The sequence below is a fragment of the Streptomyces sp. NPDC020192 genome, from assembly GCF_044388685.1.
Classification (GTDB): Bacteria; Actinomycetota; Actinomycetes; order Streptomycetales; family Streptomycetaceae; genus Streptomyces.
Genome location: NZ_JBIRXG010000001.1, coordinates 739,134 through 757,205, shown reverse-complemented (window position 1 = coordinate 757,205; position 18,072 = coordinate 739,134). Strand labels below are relative to the sequence as shown.

The 18,072-nt window shown below is 69.3% G+C and carries 18 protein-coding genes and 1 pseudogene; 8 read left to right on the top strand and 11 right to left on the bottom strand.

Annotated features, from left to right (window positions below):
- Positions 1 to 65: 65 nt before the first annotated feature.
- On the top strand, positions 66 to 524 hold the full coding sequence (locus tag ACH47Z_RS03530) for an RrF2 family transcriptional regulator (RefSeq protein WP_399070024.1): 459 nt from the start codon (positions 66 to 68) through the stop codon (positions 522 to 524).
- Between the two features lie 270 nt (positions 525 to 794).
- The gene (locus tag ACH47Z_RS03525; RefSeq protein WP_399070022.1) at positions 795 to 1,442 is read left to right on the top strand and encodes a DUF4360 domain-containing protein; all 648 of its coding nucleotides are present in this window, start codon (positions 795 to 797) and stop codon (positions 1,440 to 1,442) included.
- On the opposite strand, the gene ACH47Z_RS03520 is transcribed toward ACH47Z_RS03525, so the two are convergent.
- Positions 1,402 to 1,620: a DUF397 domain-containing protein gene (locus ACH47Z_RS03520; protein WP_399070020.1), complete on the bottom strand. Its 219-nt coding sequence runs from the start codon at positions 1,618 to 1,620 to the stop codon at positions 1,402 to 1,404. The two genes, ACH47Z_RS03525 and ACH47Z_RS03520, sit on opposite strands and share 41 nt — an antisense overlap.
- Positions 1,617 to 2,453, bottom strand: a complete 837-nt coding sequence (locus ACH47Z_RS03515; protein WP_399070370.1) for a helix-turn-helix domain-containing protein — start codon at positions 2,451 to 2,453, stop codon at positions 1,617 to 1,619. Before ACH47Z_RS03515 ends, ACH47Z_RS03520 begins: the two co-directional genes overlap by 4 nt.
- A 107-nt stretch (positions 2,454 to 2,560) precedes the next feature.
- Between ACH47Z_RS03515 and ACH47Z_RS03510 the strand changes: the two genes are divergently transcribed.
- The gene (locus ACH47Z_RS03510; RefSeq protein ID WP_399070018.1) at positions 2,561 to 3,028 is read left to right on the top strand and encodes an ATP-binding protein; all 468 of its coding nucleotides are present in this window, start codon (positions 2,561 to 2,563) and stop codon (positions 3,026 to 3,028) included.
- 132 nt (positions 3,029 to 3,160) lie between these two features.
- A pseudogene (locus ACH47Z_RS03505) lies at positions 3,161 to 3,328 on the top strand (arabinan endo-1,5-alpha-L-arabinosidase); the annotation flags it as partial.
- Here ACH47Z_RS03505 and ACH47Z_RS03500 read toward each other — a convergent pair.
- Positions 3,322 to 3,747 (bottom strand): hypothetical protein, encoded by a 426-nt coding sequence (locus ACH47Z_RS03500; RefSeq protein ID WP_399070015.1) that lies wholly within the window; start codon positions 3,745 to 3,747, stop codon positions 3,322 to 3,324. The pseudogene ACH47Z_RS03505 and the gene ACH47Z_RS03500 overlap by 7 nt on opposite strands.
- A gap of 109 nt (positions 3,748 to 3,856) precedes the next feature.
- Between ACH47Z_RS03500 and ACH47Z_RS03495 the strand changes: the two genes are divergently transcribed.
- The 3 genes from ACH47Z_RS03495 to ACH47Z_RS03485 all read left to right on the top strand — a co-directional run bounded on the left by ACH47Z_RS03495 (position 3,857) and on the right by ACH47Z_RS03485 (position 6,504).
- Complete coding sequence (locus tag ACH47Z_RS03495; protein WP_399070012.1) at positions 3,857 to 4,426, top strand: TetR/AcrR family transcriptional regulator; 570 nt, start codon at positions 3,857 to 3,859, stop codon at positions 4,424 to 4,426.
- 242 nt (positions 4,427 to 4,668) lie between these two features.
- Positions 4,669 to 4,905 carry a hypothetical protein gene (locus ACH47Z_RS03490; protein WP_399070010.1) on the top strand — a complete coding sequence of 79 codons (237 nt, stop codon included), beginning with the start codon at positions 4,669 to 4,671 and terminating at the stop codon, positions 4,903 to 4,905.
- A 51-nt stretch (positions 4,906 to 4,956) separates the two neighbouring features.
- Entirely contained in the window at positions 4,957 to 6,504 is a 1,548-nt protein-coding gene (locus ACH47Z_RS03485) for a right-handed parallel beta-helix repeat-containing protein (RefSeq protein WP_399070008.1), read from the top strand.
- Positions 6,505 to 6,522: 18 nt separating this feature from the next.
- On the opposite strand, the gene ACH47Z_RS03480 is transcribed toward ACH47Z_RS03485, so the two are convergent.
- The 8 genes from ACH47Z_RS03480 to ACH47Z_RS03445 all read right to left on the bottom strand — a co-directional run bounded on the left by ACH47Z_RS03480 (position 6,523) and on the right by ACH47Z_RS03445 (position 16,934).
- Positions 6,523 to 8,268: a pyridoxal phosphate-dependent aminotransferase gene (locus ACH47Z_RS03480; protein WP_399070005.1), complete on the bottom strand. Its 1,746-nt coding sequence runs from the start codon at positions 8,266 to 8,268 to the stop codon at positions 6,523 to 6,525.
- Positions 8,269 to 8,369: 101 nt separating this feature from the next.
- Positions 8,370 to 9,542, bottom strand: a complete 1,173-nt coding sequence (locus tag ACH47Z_RS03475) for an aldose epimerase family protein (RefSeq protein ID WP_399070002.1) — start codon at positions 9,540 to 9,542, stop codon at positions 8,370 to 8,372.
- A gap of 60 nt (positions 9,543 to 9,602) precedes the next feature.
- Positions 9,603 to 10,847, bottom strand: a complete 1,245-nt coding sequence (mmsB, locus tag ACH47Z_RS03470; protein WP_399070000.1) for a multiple monosaccharide ABC transporter permease — start codon at positions 10,845 to 10,847, stop codon at positions 9,603 to 9,605.
- Positions 10,844 to 12,394: a multiple monosaccharide ABC transporter ATP-binding protein gene (mmsA, locus tag ACH47Z_RS03465; RefSeq protein ID WP_399069998.1), complete on the bottom strand. Its 1,551-nt coding sequence runs from the start codon at positions 12,392 to 12,394 to the stop codon at positions 10,844 to 10,846. Before mmsA ends, mmsB begins: the two co-directional genes overlap by 4 nt.
- A 44-nt stretch (positions 12,395 to 12,438) precedes the next feature.
- Positions 12,439 to 13,548, bottom strand: coding sequence for a multiple monosaccharide ABC transporter substrate-binding protein (chvE, locus tag ACH47Z_RS03460; protein ID WP_399069996.1), 1,110 nt, complete (start codon positions 13,546 to 13,548; stop codon positions 12,439 to 12,441).
- Between the two features lie 137 nt (positions 13,549 to 13,685).
- The gene (locus ACH47Z_RS03455; protein ID WP_399069994.1) at positions 13,686 to 14,657 is read right to left on the bottom strand and encodes a hypothetical protein; all 972 of its coding nucleotides are present in this window, start codon (positions 14,655 to 14,657) and stop codon (positions 13,686 to 13,688) included.
- 118 nt (positions 14,658 to 14,775) lie between these two features.
- Positions 14,776 to 15,780, bottom strand: a complete 1,005-nt coding sequence (locus ACH47Z_RS03450) for a zinc-binding dehydrogenase (RefSeq protein ID WP_399069992.1) — start codon at positions 15,778 to 15,780, stop codon at positions 14,776 to 14,778.
- Positions 15,777 to 16,934: a mandelate racemase/muconate lactonizing enzyme family protein gene (locus ACH47Z_RS03445; RefSeq protein ID WP_399069990.1), complete on the bottom strand. Its 1,158-nt coding sequence runs from the start codon at positions 16,932 to 16,934 to the stop codon at positions 15,777 to 15,779. Before ACH47Z_RS03445 ends, ACH47Z_RS03450 begins: the two co-directional genes overlap by 4 nt.
- A gap of 201 nt (positions 16,935 to 17,135) precedes the next feature.
- Between ACH47Z_RS03445 and ACH47Z_RS03440 the strand changes: the two genes are divergently transcribed.
- Complete coding sequence (locus ACH47Z_RS03440; protein WP_399069987.1) at positions 17,136 to 18,035, top strand: hypothetical protein; 900 nt, start codon at positions 17,136 to 17,138, stop codon at positions 18,033 to 18,035.
- The last annotated feature ends 37 nt before the right edge of the window (positions 18,036 to 18,072 follow it).

The following is an 18,072-nucleotide window of genomic DNA, read 5'->3' as shown; positions in this document are numbered from 1 at the left end:
CCCGGGCGATCTTACGGGGCGCGGGTCCGGCCATTCTCCCCGGAGCGACGCCTCACAATGGACCCATGAGGATCTCGGCGCGGGCGGACTACGCGGTACGGGCGGTACTGGAACTGGCCGTACGGCAGGGTAACGGCCCCGTGAAGGCAGAGGAAATCGCCTCCGTCCAGGACATCCCGCACAAGTTCCTGGAGGGCATCCTGGGTGACTGCCGACGTGCCGGAATCGTGGAGAGCAGGCGCGGCGGGGGCGGCGGCTACCGCCTGGCACGGGACGCGGCCGCGATCACGGTGGCCGACGTCATCCGGGCGGTCGACGGCCCGATCGTGTCGGTACGCGGCGAACGCCCCACAGGCCTCTCCTACACGGGCACGGCCCAGCCCCTGTTGCCTCTGTGGATCGCCCTGCGCGCGAACGTCCGCCGCATCCTGGAGGGCGTGACGATCGCGGACCTCGCGGCGGACGCGCTGCCGGAGCCGGTCCGGGCACTGGCGGCGGAACCCACGGCGTGGGAGAACCCGTGAACAAGCCGGTTGGGACAACGACATGATCTTCTGCAAGCTGTGCTGGACGGCGATCACCGGTCCGGATCACCGCGTCGAGACGGTGTGGGACCGGAGGCGGTGAAAAGCCGGATGTGAATGGCCGGAGTTCGCTCTCCCGGGCCGGGGCGTGGCTTCCTACGATGCTCACGCCTCCCGCCCTTCACAGGTCCCACACAGTTTCTTCAAGGTTGAACGAGCGGTAGGGCCGGACCGGAGGCACACCCCCCACTCGACGACATGGGAGAAACCATGGCTGGCGGACTCCTCCTGAGCGGTGCCGTAGCCGCTCTGCTCACCACCGCACTGCCCGCCCACACGCCCGCCTCGGGCGTCCTCGACAACCCGCCCCCCGACAAGATCGTCATCGACGTGGCGACGGTGAACGGCTCGGGCTGTCCGGCCGGTACGGCCGCCGTCGCCGTCTCCCCGGACAACACGGCCTTCACGGTGACCTACAGCTCCTACCTGGCCCAGGCCGGCGGCAACTCCGACCCCACGGCCTTCCGCAAGAACTGCCAGCTCAACCTGGTCGTCCACGTCCCGCAGGGCTTCACCTACGCCATCGCGAGCGCGGACTACCGAGGCTTCCTCTCGCTTCAGCCCGGCGCCACGGCCACCCAGAAGGCCTCGTACTACTTCCAGGGCTCCCCGCAGACGGTGCCCAAGACCCACCCCTTCACCGGCGCCTACAACGACGACTGGCAGGCCACGGACAGCACGGACTGGGCCCAACTGGTCTGGTCGCCCTGCGGGGTGCTGCGCAACTTCAACATCAACACCGAGCTGAGAGTGAACGCCGGTACGCAGGCTCCGGGCAAGGTCAGCTTCATGACCATGGACTCGACTGACGGCGACATCAGCACGGTGTACCACATGGCGTGGAAGCAGTGCCCGTAGCGGCATAGCCGACGAAGTCGCTCCAGGCGGCGGGGGAGAGGCCCAGTACCGGGCCCTCCTTCGCCTTGGAGTCGCGGATGTGGATGGTGGTGGGGCAGGTGGCTATCTCCACGCAGTCGCCGGAAGCGCTGCTGCTGTAACTGCTCTTGAACCAGGTCAGTTCGGAGGTGCTGGTCATAAGTCCCCTCGCATCCGTTGCAGCAGACTCGCAGAGTCTCTGATGGTGAGAGCCTGCGAACGCATCCTGGCATACCGCGCCTGGAGCACGCTGACCACTTTCGGCTGAGTGATCAACTGCCCGCTCTCCTGCCCTTCGAGATAAGCGAACCACTTGTTCTCGGGGGTTTCCAGGAGATGGATGGGCCCCTGCAATCCGGCGTGCGACTCCTGTACCAGCGGCATCACTTGGAGCTCGACGTTCCGCAGCTCGCCGATTTCCAGGATGTGGTCGATCAGCCGCCGGGTGACCTCCACGCCACCAGTACGCCGTAGGAACAGGTGCTCTTCGAGGATGAAATTGAACGCGCTGTTGGGGCGTTCGTGCAGCAGCCGCTGTCGCTCTGTCCGAGCGGACCACATCTCCTCGATCTCCGGGTCCGACAGGGGCGGTAGCTGATCAGCGGCCAGAGCCCGTACGTAGGCCTCCGTCTGCAACAACCCCGGGATCATCCGGCACTCGTACGTGCAGAGATTGATCGCCAGCTTCTCCCATCGTGCCCATCGCCGAAACCAGGAAGCGAGCCCCGGCTCCCGCTCCAGATGCTCCGCCGCCCTCCTCAGCGCACCCGTGTTCCCCAGCGCCGCCTCCGCCGGTTCGATGAAGTCCGGGTCCGGCATCCGCCGCCCCAACTCGATCGACGCGATGGTGTGCTTGGAGTAGCCGACAAGTTCCCCGAGTTCCTCCCTGCTCAGCCCGTGATACTCCCGGAGGGCCTGCGAGACCGCCCCGAACGTCCGCAAACTGCCCGACGACTCCGGCTCACCGCCGGTTCCCGTACCCATGCAGCACATGGTCACGTTCAGTCACGCGTACTGTCCAGTCCGTCACCGTGTACGCTCGCGCAGCGTACGCGGCCCGGAGCTGGTGAACGCCCGTCCCCGCCCGCCACATTGGGCCCATGACCGCACCACCCCCCTTCACCCAGCGCCTCAGCCCCACCCCCCGAGGCGCCCGCCTGGCCAGGCATCTCGCGCTCTCCCAGCTCGCCGGCTGGGGTATCCCGTACGGCTCCGGGACCGCCGAGGCCGTCGCCGTGATCGTCGGTGAGCTGGCCGCCAACGCCGTCACCCACGGTCGCGTACCCGGGCGGGACTTCGAGCTGCGGCTGGCGCTGGTGACCGGGAGTGTGCGGGTCGAGGTGACCGACACCCGGGCCGAGCGTCCGCCCGGACCGCACGACGTGCGCGCACCCGAGCTGCTCGCCGAGGCGGGGCGCGGGCTCCTGCTGGTGGACGCACTCGCCGATCGGTGGGAGGTCGTGGACCGTGACCCGCCCGGCAAGACCGTGCGGGCCGAGGTCGACGTGCCGCGCTGGCTGGCCCTGACGCGGCCGGAAAAGCCTTGTGGGGCCTACGAGTTGCTGTGAGAACCGCTGACTCGCAAACTATTCGATTCTACGGCCGTTCGTATTGGCGATCGCAGTGCGAGATCCCGAACGCCTCTTCGTGGACGGCGACGGCACGTGGTGGCTGTCGTTCGGCAGTTGGTGGACCGGGCGGTGCTGGAGTCGCACGGCAGCGTCATCGGGCCCGGCGGGCAGTCCATCATGAACGACACTGACGGCGACCTGATCGTCTACCACTACTACGACGGCAACGACAGCGGCACCCCGAAGCTCGGTGTCAACCTGCTGAACTGGTCGACGAGTTGGCCGGTGGCCTACTGAGCGGCGCCGGCCGTGACCGCCGCGACGAGGGCGTCGCCCGTGTAGGTCTGCCCGCCGAGGCCCCAGCCTCCGTCCAGGGCGTTGAGGATGTTGACCCAGGTGTCGCGGCGGTCGTGGGCCGGGACCGTGAGGGCGTCGACGATGTCGGTCGCCGCTGTGATGAACGACGTGCGCGACTCCAGTGACGGCAGGCCGATGTCGGGCAGCTTGAGCTCGACCATCACCAGCGGGCGGTTCACCCCGCCCCCGTAGATGCGCTCCGGCTCCAGGACATGGACCGTGCCGCCGACGACCGACGTGAAGAAGGCGTTGCCCTTGAGGCCGCCGGCCTCGATGAGCGCGTCGGTCAGACGGGGCAGGATCTCGCGCTCGCCCTCGGCGGTGAGGACGCCTCGGGGTGCGGTGACGGTGATGGGCATGGCAGGACACCTCTCGTTCTCGCTACTCGCTAGGACGTACGTACTAGCGCTCCGTCAGCTTGGAGTAGGATGGCCGTACTAGTCAACCCCGCAGGTCTGGAGGTCAGTGATGGCGAGCGACACTCGCGGCCGGATGATCGAGGCGACGATCGAGGCCCTGGAGCGGCGCGGGGTGGCCGGGATGTCGTTCACTGAGGTGCTGCGGGCCAGCGGGGCCGCGCGGGGCGCGATCTACCATCACTTCCCGGACGGCAAGGCCCAGTTGGTCGCCGAGGCCGCGGCCCGCAAGGGTGAGCAGGTGGACGACCTGCTGGCCGCCCTGCCCGCCGACGACCCGGCGACCGTGGTCTCCGCCTTCCTGGACCTGGTGCGGCCCGTCGTGGAGCTGTCCGCCTGCGGAGGCGGCTGTGCCGTCGCGGCGCTCACCGTCGGCACGGAGCCCGGTGACGACACCGCTCTGCGGGAGGTGGCGGCGACGGCGTTCACCTCCTGGATCGACCGCCTCGCCGACCGGCTCGCCGTGGCCGGCCTGTCGTCCGCCGCGGCGACCGACCTCGCCACCACCCTGGTCACCCTGCTTGAGGGTGCGCATGTGCTGTGCCGCGCCACGGGCACGCTGGATCCCTTCGACGCGGTCGCGCGTACGGCGGCGGGTCTCTCGGCGCGACCGACCGGGTGATCCGCGCCTGATCACCATGGCGGACAGGGGTGATCAGTTGGTGTGTCCTGTATGAGGTGATGTGCCGTCACGGTGTGTCCGGACGGCGCAGCCCTGTGGGATCACCTGACGGGGTCCGGCCGATGGTGCGTCCCGTCTCTCCGCGATCCCGTCTCTCCGCGATGAGGTGCCTGCCGGTCGGCCGGTGTCGTCATCGGGTGATGGGCTGCTGTGCGTGGCTCGATCACCTGTGAGGAAGCGCATTGCGTAGATTCCGCCGACTCCCGTCCCTGCTTGCCGTCGCGTTGTTCGCCACCGGCCTGGGCCACGCTCCGACGGCACAGGCCGCACCCGCGGCACAGCACCCCGCCCACACCGCCGCCCCGCACCGCTCGGGCGACTCGGGCTCCGCGGTTCATCACGACACCTCGCCGCCCCTGCGCACCCTGCACGCGGCACACGTGAGCAGGCCGGGGGGACACCCCGCCAAGCACCGGTGACCCGCTCCGCTCCGGCGTGACGTCAATTTACTTTTCTGAAGGAGAATTGCTGTGCCGCAAAGGTCACCGCGAAGCAACAGACTCCTGCCGGCCCTGCTCGGAACGCTGGCGTTGGCGGCGGGCGGGGTCACGCCGGCCGCGGCCGCGCACGACCGGCAGGATCCACAGGTACTGCTGGTCTGCAACGCCAGTACCGTCAGCTGCCCGAGCAGCTCGACGCACCCGTACGGAACCATCCAGGCCGCCGTCGACGACGCGCGCACGGGCGACTGGGTGCTGGTCTGGCCCGGCGTCTACCACGAGAAGGCCACCACGGAGGCGGGCGTGCTGGTCACCACGCCCGGCATCCACATCCGCGGGCTGGACCGCAACCGGGTGGTCGTCGACGGCAGCAACGCCGGCGCGGCGCGGCCGTGCCCGGCCGATCCGGCGCTGCAGGACACCACCGGCCGCAGCGGCATCGTCGTCTCCAGGGCCGACGGCGTCTCCATCGAGAACCTCACCGTCTGCAACTACCTCTCCGGCAGCGACGGCAGCGGCGGCAACCAGATCTGGTGGAACGGCGGCGACGGCAGCGGGCAGATCGGTCTGCACGGCTACCACGGCGCCTATCTGACCGCGACCTCGGGCTACGGCTCGGCCGACGCGAGCGCGCCGATGGCGCAGTACGGGATCTTCGCGTCCAACGCGACGGGCCCGGCGGAGATCGCGCACACCTATGCGTCCAACATGGGCGACTCCGACTACTACGTGGGCGCCTGCCGCAACATCTGCGGGGTGACGCTCAGCGACGCGCACGGCCAGAACTCGGCGATCGGCTTCTCCGGCACCAACTCGGGCGGCTACACCATCAGCGACTCCGAGTTCGACCACAACGGCACCGGCATCGTGGCCAACTCGCTCAACAACGACGACGCGCCGCCACCCCAGGACGGCAGCTGCCCCGGCGCACCGCAGCGCTCGTGCACCTTCATCGAGCGCAACGTCATCCACGACAACAACAACCCGAACGCCCCGGTCTCCGGGCTGGCAGGAGCCATCGGCGCCGGCATCGAGATCTCGGGCGGCCACAGCGACACGCTCCGCGACAACCGGATCACGCGGCAGGGCAGCTGGGGCGTCGTCCTGCACGACTTCCCCGACAGCGAGACTCCGCCGCCGCTGAGCCACTGCCAGGGCGGGGTGCAGCTGCCCGGCGTCTGCGTGTTCCTCTCCTACGGGAACGTGGTGGCGGCCAACGAGTTCAGCAACAACGGCTTCTTCGGCAACCCGACCAACGGGGACCTCGCCAACGAGTCGACGACGGCACCGCACAACTGCTTCTACGGGAACCGGGCGACCGGCGGTGCCGCGCTGACCAGCGACCCGGCGTCGATCCAGAGCCGCGGGGTCGACGGCCCGCCGTGCGGCAGGGGCGCGGGGGTCGGCGACGACCAGCTGCTCGCCGGCGAGCTGGTGTGCGCGGCGCGCTTCGGCCCGTGCCCGATCCCGGACGCGGCCTATCCGCAGCGGACCGGCCTCGATCTGGCGCCGCTCACCGCGCAGGTGAGCATGAGGCGTCCGTGCGCGGGTCTGCCGAAGAACGCGTTCTGCCAGTAGTCCGCGGCTCCCCGGCGGCTAGGCCCCCGCCGCGTTCGGCCAGCTCTGCGCGTTCGGCCACCCCGTGGCCGGTGCCGGGGTCAGGCCCGCCGGCGGGGCGGTCATGCCGCGGACCTGGGCCGCCGTGAGGCCGCCGCGGGCCGGGACGCCGGGCGGGGTGGGGGCGAAGGCGGCCGCGGGGGCCGGTACCGGTACCGGAGCGGGTACGGGGGTGGGGGCCGGCGTCGGCAGGGGCGTGGGCGGCGGCAGCGGGACCGGGGCCGGCACCGGGGCTGGGGCCGGCTGGGGGACCGGCATCGGGGCCACCGGCTGCTGCATCGGTGCCATGGGCTGCGGAACCGGTGTCGGCACCGGCTGCGGCACGAACGTAGGCTGAGGCGCCGCAGGCAACGGCGCTGCCGCCGGCATCGGCATCCCGGCGCCGGGTGGGGGTACGGCGGCGGGGAGCGGCATGCCGGTGCCGGCGGCCGGAATGGGGGCGGCGGCACCGGCGATCGCGGCGGTCGCCGCACCGGCGGCCATGGCCTGGGCCTGTGCGGCCAGGCCCGGTATGCCGCCTCCGTTGGTCTCGCTGACCAGCCGGTCCACGGCCGCCGTACCCGAGCTGTAGCTGGTCCCTGTGCTCAGCTCGGGTACGGCGGCTCCCCTCCTGGTCCCGTAGAGCACCTGCTCCAGGCCGGACACCAGGCGACGCACGTCGACCTGGGGGCGCACCACGAGTCTCAGGAAGCGGCTGGAGGAGCCGATCTTGTTGCCGCACTCGCGGACCAGGATCCGGTGCTCGCTGAGCATCCGGTCCCGGACCACCGTGCCCTCGGCTCCTACGGGCAGTCGTACGAAGAGGAAGTTCCCCTGGGAGGGGTACACCGTCAGGCCCGGCAGCGCCGACAGGTGGCTGGACATCTCCAGGCGGTCCCTGCGGATCTGCTGGAGGCTCTGCGCGTACTCGGGGCCGTGGGCGCGCAGCATGAACACCACGTGTTCGGCGAAGGAGTTGAGGTTCCACTTCGGGAGCATCGAGCGGACCTTGCCCGCCAGCGCCGGGTTCGCCACCAGGTAGCCGAAGCGGATGCCGTGCAGGCCGAAGTTCTTGCCGAGGCTGCGCAGGACGACGACGTTCGGGCGGATCATGGCCTCCTGGACGACGCTCGGGTCCGTCTCGGCGTCGGCGAACTCCAGGAAGGACTCGTCCACGACGATCAGGTCCAGGTCCGTCATCGCGTCCATGAACTGGACGATCTGCTGCTTGCGGAGGTAGCCGCCGTCCGGGTTGTTCGGGTTGCAGACGACCGCCACGCGCGTGCCCCTCGCGCGGATGAAGTCCGCGTACTGGGCGAGGTCCAGCGCGAAGCCGGCCGCCTCCTGGAGCGGGAACATGTCGACCCGCTTGCCGGTCTCCATCGGCTGGTCCGTCCAGCGGCCGAAGGTCGGGACCGGGATCGCCAGGGACTCGCGGACCAGCAGGTGGTCGATCCAGGTGATCAGTTCCGTCGAGCCGTTGCCCATCGCGACGCACTGCGGCGGCAGTTGGAGCAGTTCGCACAGCTCGCTCGTGATGGTGTCGGCGCTGCTCGGGTAGTACGTGACGATCTCGCGCAGTCGTGCCGACAGCTCGTCGAACATGGCCGGGGTCGGGAAGTACGGGTTGCACGGGATGCAGAAGTCCACCGGACCCGTGCCGTCCCCGCCCTCCCGGGTCAGCGCCGCCATCGAAGGGCTGTGCGCGGCCGTGCCGCGGAACAGCGAGGTGACGTTGCCGGCCAAGAGGACCTCCGTTCAAGGTGGCCCGTGCGGGGGAGCACGGGCCACCTTTGAGTACGGAGACTCAGGCACTGCCGTTCAACTCATGTGACGAGCAACTGGTTTCACACGCTGAACTTGTGGATCGTCGTCGTCCGGTAGGTGTGGCCCGGCCGCAGCACCGTCGACGGGAACTTGGGCTCGTTCGGCGAGTCCGGGAAGTGCTGGGTCTCCAGGCACATTCCGTCGCCCTGCCGGTAGGTGTGGCCGGAGGGGCCGACGAGGGTGCCGTCGAGGAAGTTGCCGGAGTAGAACTGGACTCCGGGCTGGTCGGTGAGGATCTTCAGGGTGCGGCCGGACTCGGGGTCGCGCAGGGTCACCACGTGCTCGGGCCTGGCGGTCACGCCCTTGTCGAGCACGAAGTTGTGGTCGTAGCCCTTGGCGGTGACCAGCTGCGGGTGGCCGGTGCGGATGTCGCGGCCGACCGGCTTGGGGTGGGTGAAGTCGAAGGGGGTGCCCTTGACCTTCGCCAGCTCACCGGTGGGGATCAGGCCCGAGTCGGTCGGGGTGAACCGGCCTGCGGCGAGCCAGAGTTCGTGGCCGTAGATGCTGCCGCTGCCCTCGCCGGCGAGGTTGTAGTACGTGTGGTTGGTGAGGTTGACCACCGTCGGCTTGTCGGTGGTGGCCTCGTAGTCGATCCGCCAGTCGCCGTGCCGGTTCAGGGTGAAGGTGACCTTCGTCTTCAGCGTGCCGGGGTAGCCCATCTCGCCGTCGACGCTCGTGTAGTGCAGGTGAAGGCCGACGTCGGAGCCGGAGACGAAGGGCTCGATGTCCCACACCTTGGTGTTGAAGCCCTGCTTGCCGCCGTGCAGGCTGTTCACGCCGTCGTTGACGGACAGCTGGTACTTCTTGCCGTCGAGCGTGAACTGGCCCTTGGCGATGCGGTTGCCGTAGCGGCCGATGGTGGCGCCGAAGAAGGTCGTGCCCTTCACGTAGGCGTCGAGGTTGTCGTAGCCGAGCGAGACGTTGGCGTACCGGCCGTGCCGGTCGGGGATCTCCAGGGACTGGATGATGCCGCCGTACGACAGCACCTTCAGCCGGGTGCCGCCGTTCTCCAGCGACCAGCGGTAGATCTTCGTGCCGTCGGCGAGCGTGCCGAAGTGCTCCTTCACCGGCTTCCTGCCTCCGGACGAACCCGTAGAGCCCGTTGCGGCCTGGGCGGTGCCCGAGCCGAGGGTGGTGGCGGCGAGGCCCGCCGCCGCGGCGCCTGCGATGACCGTGCGTCTGTTCAGTTCCATGAATGCGGCTCCCGCATAAAGGAGGGGCCCCGCCGGCTGTTCCGGCGGGGCCCGTCTGACTTACGAACCGGACTTGCGCTTGTTCCACACGTCGAACCCGACCGCCGCCAACAGGGCCAGGCCCTTGATGACCTGCTGCCAGTCGGTGCCGACGCTGAGGAGGTTCATGCCGTTGTTCAGCACGCCGAGGACGAGACCGCCGATGATGGCACCGAGTACGGTGCCGACACCGCCGCTCATGGAGGCGCCGCCGATGAACGAGGAGGCGATGGCCTCCAGTTCGAAGCCGTCGCCCGCCTTCGGCGAGGCCGCGTTCAGGCGGGCGGCGACCACCAGACCCGCCAGGGCCGCGAGCACGCCCATGTTCAGGAACACCTGGAAGGTGATGCGCTTGTCCTTCACACCGGACAGCTTGGCCGCCGGCAGATTGCCGCCGATGGCGTAGATGTGGCGGCCGAAGACCGAGTTGCGCATGACGTAGCCGTAGCCGCCCACCAGGACGCCGAGGATGATCAGCACGATCGGCGCGCCGTCGTAGCTGGCGAGCAGCATCGTGAGGGAGAGGATCGCGGCGACCAGGGCGACGAGCTTGAGCAGGAACAGCTTGACGGGCACCACGTCGAGGGAGAACTCCTGCTGGCGACGCCGGTCGCGCACCTCCTGCCACACCACGGCGGCGATCAGGACGATGCCGAGGAGCAGGGTGAGGTTGTGGTAGTTGGTGTTCGGGCCGACCGCGGGCAGGAAGCCGTTGCCCATCTTCTGCAGGCCGTTGGGGAACGGGCCGAGGGTCTGGCCCTTGAGCAGGATCTCCGTGAGGCCGCGGAAGAGCAGCATTCCGGCCAGCGTGACGATGAACGACGGTATGCCGAAGTACGCGATCAGGAAGCCCTGTACGGAGCCCGCCACCGCGCCCACCAGCAGGCACAGCACCAGGGCGAGGGGCCACGCCATGTGGTGTTGCACGGTGAGCACGGCCGCGAACGCGCCCACGAACGCCGTGATCGAGCCGACCGACAGGTCGATGTGCCCGGCGATGATCACCAGCATCATGCCGATCGCGAGGATCAGGATGTAGCTGTTCTGCAGCACCAGGTTGGAGACGTTACGCGGCAGCAGCAGGTCGCCGCCGGTCCAGAACTGGAAGAGGACGACGATCAGACCGAGTGCGATCAGCATGCCGTACTGGCGCATGTTGCGGCGCAGGCCGCCGAGCACCAGCTGCAACAGGTTCTCGCCGCCGGCCGATCCGCCCTTGCCCGGCGGCGCGGCCGCCGGAGTCTTGTCGGTGACGTCCGTGCTCATCGGGTTACCTCTTTGTCCTTCGTCATCTGGCGCATCAGCACTTCCTGCGTGGCCTCGGCCCGCGGCACCTCACCGGTCAGCCGTCCCGCGGCCATCGTGTAGATGCGGTCGCACATGCCGAGCAGTTCCGGCAGCTCGGAGGAGATGAAGACGACCGCCTTGCCCTGGGCGGCCAGTTGGTCGATGACCGTGTAGATCTCGTACTTGGCGCCCACGTCGATGCCGCGGGTCGGTTCGTCCAGGATCAGCACGTCCGGACCCGCGAAGATCCACTTGCTGAGGACGACCTTCTGCTGGTTGCCGCCGGACAGCTTGCCCACCGGCTCGAAGACCGTCGGCGCCTTGATGTTCATCGACTTGCGGAAGCCCTCGGAGACCTGCCGCTCCGCCTGCTCGTCCACCACGCCCCGCTTGGCGACCTTCTTCAGCGCGGTCAGCGAGATGTTCCGGTTGATGGTGTCGATGAGGTTGAGGCCGTAGTGCTTGCGGTCCTCGGTGACGTACGCGATGCCGTGGTCCACCGCCTCGGCGACGGACTTCGTACGGATCTCGACGCCGTCCTTGAGGACCGTGCCGCCCGCGTACCGGCCGTAGGTACGGCCGAAGACGCTCATCGCGAGTTCGGTGCGGCCGGCGCCCATCAGGCCCGCGATGCCGACGATCTCACCGCGGCGGACGCTGATCGACACGTCGTCGACGACCTTGCGCTGCTGGTCGATCGGGTGATGGACGGTCCAGTTGCGGATCTCCAGCGCCGGTGCCGCGCCCTCCTCCGCCTCGTGCGGGGTGCGCTCCGGGAAGCGGTGGTCGAGGTCGCGGCCCACCATGCCGCTGATGATCCGGTCCTCGGTCGTCCCCTCCGCCTTCACGTCGAGGGTCTCGATGGACCGCCCGTCGCGGATGATCGTCACCGAGTCGGCGACCTTGCGGATCTCGTTGAGCTTGTGGGAGATGATGATCGAGGTGATGCCCTGGTTCTTCAGCTCCAGGATGAGCTGGAGCAGCTTGTCGCTGTCCTCGTCGTTCAGCGCCGCCGTCGGCTCGTCCAGGATGAGGAGCTTCACCTTCTTCGAGAGCGCCTTCGCGATCTCCACCAACTGCTGCTTGCCCACGCCGATGTCGGCGACGCGGGTCTCCGGGTGGTCGTTGAGACCGACCCGGCGCAGCAGCTCGGTGGCGTGCCGCAGGGTCTCCCGCCAGTCGATGAACCCGCCCCTGGCGTGCTCGTTGCCGAGGAAGATGTTCTCCGCCAGGGAGAGGTACGGGGAGAGCGCCAGCTCCTGGTGGATGATGACGATGCCGTGCTGCTCGCTCGCCCGGATGTCCTTGAACCGGACGACCTCTCCCTCGAAGAGGATGTCGCCCTCGTAGGTGCCGTGCGGATGGACGCCGGAGAGCACCTTCATCAGGGTGGACTTGCCGGCGCCGTTCTCCCCGCAGATGGCGTGGACCTCGCCCTGGCGGACGGTCAGCGTGACGTCCGACAGCGCTTTGACACCGGGAAAGGTCTTGACGATCGAGCGCATTTCCAGGACGGGTCCCGCCATGGTCGTGCCTTCCAATCAGTGTGGGGTCGGGCAGATGGGCGGGATCACTTGAGCTGGGAGTCGGTGTAGTAACCGCCCTTGACCAGGGCGTCCTCGTAGTTGGTCTTGTCCACGCTCACCGGCTGGAGCAGGAAGGAGGGGACGACCTTGGCGCCGTTGGTGTAGGTCGTGGTGTCGTTGACCTGCGGCTTCTTGCCGTGCAGGACATCGTCGACCATGGACACCGCGACCGCGGTCTCCTTGCGGCTGTCCTTGAAGACGGTCTGGGACTGCTGGCCCGCGATGATCGACTTCACCGAGGCCAGCTCGGCGTCCTGGCCGGTGATGACCGGCAGCGGCTTGCCGGCGGAGCCGTAACCGTCCGACTTCAGGGCGGCGATGATGCCGATGGAGATGCCGTCGTACGGCGAGAGCACCGCGTCGACCTTGCCGCTCGTGTACGTGGAGGTGAGGATGTCCTCCATGCGCTTCTGCGCGGTGGCACCGTCCCAGCGCAGGGTGGTGACCTGGTTGAGCTTGGTCTGCCCGGACTTGACCACCAGCTGCTTCTTGTCGATGTACGGCTGGAACACCTTCATCGCGCCGTTGAAGAAGTACTGGGTGTTGTTGTCGTCGTTCGACCCGGCGAACAGCTCGATGTTGAACGGGCCCGTCTTGCCGCTGTCCAGGCCGAGCTTGTGCACGATGTAGGTGCCCTGGAGGGTGCCGACCTTCTCGTTGTCGAACGAGGCGTAGTAGTCGACGTTCTTGGTGCCGAGGATCAGCCGGTCGTAGGCGATGACCGGGATGTTGGCCTGCTTGGCCTCCTGGAGCACGTTGTTCAGGGACTTGTTGTCGATGGCCGCGATGATCAGGCCCTTGACGCCCTGCGTGATCAGGTTCTCGATCTGCGAGACCTGGGTGCTCGGGTCGTCCTCGCCGTAGACCAGCTTGGTCTTGTAGCCCTTGGCCTCGAGGTTCTTGACCATGTCGTTGCCGTCGTTGATCCACCGCTCGGAGGACTTGGTCGGCATCGCGATGCCGATCGTGGCGCCCTTGACGTCGCCGGTCTTCTCCTTGCTTCCGCCCGAGCTGCTCTGACCGCAGGCGGTCAGGGTGAGGGCGAGGGTGGCGGCTCCGGATATGGCGGTGAGTGCGGCTCTGCGAGTACGCATGATCATCATCCTTGATGTGTGTGGGGCAGGGCTCGGCCTGGCGATGGGAAGACGCTCCGAGGCGGTGCGGGAGACCGAGAGACGTGTGGGATTGTGTTTGACTACGTCGTATTTTGTGAAGTGGATTATCCGGAACGTTATGCGGAGGTGTCGAACCGCTTGAGCGTCCCGGGCAGCCGTGAACCGAGGGGCGCCATGTCGCCGTCGGCTCCGTGCCGTGCGAGCAGGTCCAGGGCCAGCCGACCGCGCCGCACCCGCTCCCGGGCGGTGGCCAGCGTCAGGTCCCGCATGTGGTGTCCGTACGGGTAGATGCCGGGGCTCTTGGACAGGCCGAACTTCAGGTAGAGCGGTGCGCCGCGCCGGATCAGCTCGGCGACCTCGTACATCCGCACATAGCCGCCGAGATCGTCGGGGGCCTCGATGTACATGTCCATGGGAGCCGCCGACGCCCGGCGGATCTCGGTGAGGTGATCCAGCGTCAGATCGCTGGGCACGTTGACGGAGTCGGCGCCGAGCCGCTCGTACACGGCGTACGCCGCCGGGTTCACCGGGCCGATGAGGGCCGAGACCTTCAGGGTGGTGTCGGCCGGGATGACGCCGGCCTCGCGCGCCCGGTGCAGCGTCCACAGCACGCCCTCGTCGGCGACGAGCAGGCACTTGACACCCAACTCCGTTGCCCTGACGGCGTCTTCGACACAGCCGGCGACGGCGTCGTGGCCGCGTGCGCGCAGTCCGGCCCCCCGCGAGTCGGAGCGCACCGAGCCGCCGATGTCCCAGGTGCCGCGCGGGCCGGTGAACAGGCAGAGTTCGATGTCGCGTTCGGAGGTGGCCTCGACCATCTCGGTGATCTCGGCGTCGGTGAGCATCCACACGCCGCTGCCCTGGCTGATCCGGTGGATCGGCACATCGAGGCGGGAGGATTCCTTGAGTACGACCGCCAGCGCCTCGGGTCCCTCGCACGAGGGGATCTCGGTGCGCCAGCGGCCGCCGCCCGGGAAGCTGTGGGCGGAGGCGTCGGCGGGGTCGAGGGCGGGCGCGCCGAGGCCGAGAGCGGTGAGCGCCTGCTCACCGGGTCGGCGGGCCGCCGTAGCGGAAGCGTCGGTCGTCACAAGCTGTCCTTCGTGTTCGAGATTTCGGACAAGGTTCGCGGCTCGGGGCGCAAAAAAGAGCGCATGTGGTGGTACGCCGGTCAGGGCGCCGTCAGGTAACGCCCTGACCGGCGTACGGCTAGGGGCGGAGCAGCACCTTGCCCACCTTCGGGTCGCCGGCCCCGACGAGGTCGATGGCCTGGGAGAACTCGGTCAGCGGCAGCTCGTGCGTGACCAGCGGCAGCGGGTCCAGCAGCCCGGCGCCGAAGACCCGTACGGTGTGCGCCCAGGCGTCCGGCGGCGCCCCGAAGACGGTGTGCACCTCCAGCTGCCGTACGACGAGATCGGTCGGGTCGAGCCCGTCCGCGCCCGGCGCCGGGATCCCGGTCAGGACCAGGCGTCCGCCGCGCCTGAGCAGGGAGGCGGCGGTGCGCGCGGCGGACGCGGACCCGGCGGTCTCGATCACGACGTCGAAGTCGTCGGGCAGTTCCTGGTCCTTGATACGGAAGTCGGTCGCGCCGAACTGCCGCGACAGCGCCTCCCGGTCGTTGCGGGTCCCGACCACCAGCAGCTCGCTCGGCGAGATCGCCTTCAGGAACTGCACGGCGAACATCCCGAGCGTCCCGGTGCCGACCACCGCGACCCGCTCACCCGGCTGGGCGCCCGCCTTCAGCGCGGCGGCCGCGATGCAGGCGGCCGGCTCCAGCAGGGCGGCGGCGGTGAGGTCGGCGTCGTCCGGCAGGGCGTGCAGCAGCCGGGCCGGCAGGGTGAGCGTGGCGGCCATGGCGCCCGGCTGGGTGAACCCGGTCTCCTCGTAGCCGTCGGTGCACAGCGTGGTCTCGCCCGCGTGGCAGCGGTCGCACACCTGGCAGTTGCGGAAGCCCTCGCCGACGACCTTGCGGCCGGTGAGGGAGGCCGGGACACCCGGGCCCACCTTCGTCACCGTCCCCGACCACTCGTGGCCCGGCGTCAGCGGGTAACGGACGTACCCGTCCGGCCGGTTGCCCTGGTACACCTCGCGGTCGCTGCCGCAGATGCCGACCGCGTGCACGGCGACCAGCGCCTCGCCGGGGCCGGGCTCGCGGGGCGTGTGCTCCTCGACCCGGTGGGCGCCCGGCGCCTCGATCACGACCTGGGAACTCACTTCTTCCCCTTCGGCTTGCGCTGCTCCCAGCCCTCGGCCCACAGGTCGAACCGGGCCTGCTGCTGCGGGAACTCGGCGGCCGCGTCGGTGTCCAGCTCGACGCCGAGACCGGGCGCGTCGGACAGGTGGAAGTACCCGTCCACGACCTGCGGCGCCCCCTTGACCACCTTCTTGATCTCCGCGTCCGCGAAGTCGTTGAAGTGCTCGAGGATCTTGAAGTTCGGCGCGGTGAAGCCGACCTGGAGGGAGGCGGCGGTGAGCACGGACCCGCCGACGTTGTGCGGGGCGACCAGCATGTAGTGGGTCTCGGCGGTCGCGGCGAGCTTCCGGGTCTCCCAGATGCCGCCGATGTGGCCGACGTCCGGCTGGATGATGTCCACGGCCTGGCTCTCGAACAGCTCGCGGAACTCGATCCGGTCGTGGATCCGCTCACCGGTCGCGACCGGGATGTCCACCTTGGCGGCGACCTTCTCCAGCGCCTTCAGGTTCTCCGGCGGCACCGGCTCCTCCAGCCAGGCCGGCTTGAAGGGGGCGAGCTCACGGGCGAGGCGGACGGCGGTGGCGGGGGAGAAGCGGCCGTGCATCTCCAGCATCAGCTCGGTCTCCGGGCCGATCGCGTCCCGCACGGCCTCGATGAGGGAGACCGCGTACAGGGTCTGCTCGTGGTCCAGCTCGAAGTGCCCGGTGCCGAAGGGGTCGATCTTCAGCGCCTTGTACCCGCGCTCCATCACCCCCTGGGCGGCCTTGTGGTACGCCTCGGGCGTCCGCTCGGTCGTGTACCACCCGTTGGCGTACGCCTTGACCTTGTCGGTCACCTTGCCGCCGAGCAGCTGCCACACCGGCACGCCCAGCGCCTTGCCCTTGATGTCCCAGCAGGCCATCTCGATCACGGCGATGCCGGACATGACGATCTCGCCCGCGCGGCCGAAGTCGCCGTACTTCATCCGGCGTAGGAGGTCCTCGACGGCGAAGGGATCCGAGCCGAGAATGTGATTGGCCTCGGCCTCCCGCAGGTAGCCGATCAGCGCGTCGGTGTGACCGAGCATCCGGGTCTCGCCGACGCCTGTGATGCCCTCGTCGGTGTGCACCTGGACGTAGGTCAGGTTGCGCCACGGCGTGCCGACCACGTGCGTGCTGATTCCGGTGATGCGCACGGCAGTTGCCCCTCAGCTGTTCGAGATTTCGTCACACGTTCGAAATGCTGGCGTGACAGTAAGGACGGGGCGGTAGGGGTGTCAATGGGTCGAACAGGTAACGGTTTCGGCAAGGCTTTCGAGAATTATTTCGGTGATCTACGAAACCTTCACAGACACCCCTAGGAACGTTACCGGCGGGGAATCTAGTCTTCCCGCGTCATGGACTACTGCCACCCGTGCCAACGGCACCTCAACGGCGCCCTGGCCTGCCCCGGGTGCGGAACACCGGCCCGCGCCGCGAGCGCGGACGCGTACGCCCACGCGGGGGCGGGCGCGGGTGAGACACCGGGATACGGCGGTCACGTCCCGGCCGCGAACGGTTATCCGCCGGACCATAACGATTACGTCCCGGGCGAGGCGTACGACGTCCGGGTGCCCGCCCAGGGGCAGGGCGCGCCGGTGGAGTACGAGCCGGAACCGGACCCCGAGCCGGAGCCGCACGGCGAGTCCGTTCCCGAAGAGGAACCGGAGGCCGACCCCGAGCCGGGGGGCCGGGCCGCGCGGCGCAAGGGCCGTGGCGGCGCGACCGTGGCCCCCGTCGGTTCCGATGGCAGCCGGCGCGACCGCAAGGCCGCCGTCCACCGCCGTCGGCGCCGCCGTACCGTACTGATCGCCGCGGGCTTCGTCCTCGGCGCGGGTGGACTCAGCATCGCCACGCTGGGCACGGACGCGCCCTTCTCGCCCTTCTCCGGCGGCGGTCCGGCCACCTCCGGGAACACGGCGGCGGACGGCAGCGCGGCCTCCGCGACCCCGGGCGGCACGGCCCAGCCGGTGAACGACACCTCGGGCGCGCGCTCCGGCGCCTCCCCGGCGGCCTCGGCCTCCGCGTCCACGAGCAAGTCCCCCAAGGACAAGGCCTCCGCGTCACCGAGCGCCAAGGACACCGACAAGGCGGAACAGTCGGCCACGACGGGTTCCGGCGCCACCCCCCCGGCCCCGGCCCCCACGGCCACGACCCACCCCACCGCCACCCCGACCAGCGCCCCGACGACATCCGGCCCGGCCCCCGCGCCGTCGCCGTCCAAGACCTGCACCCGCTTCCTGTGGTGGTGCACCTGAGGCCCACGACGGCGTCCGGCCCGGCCCCCGCGGCGTC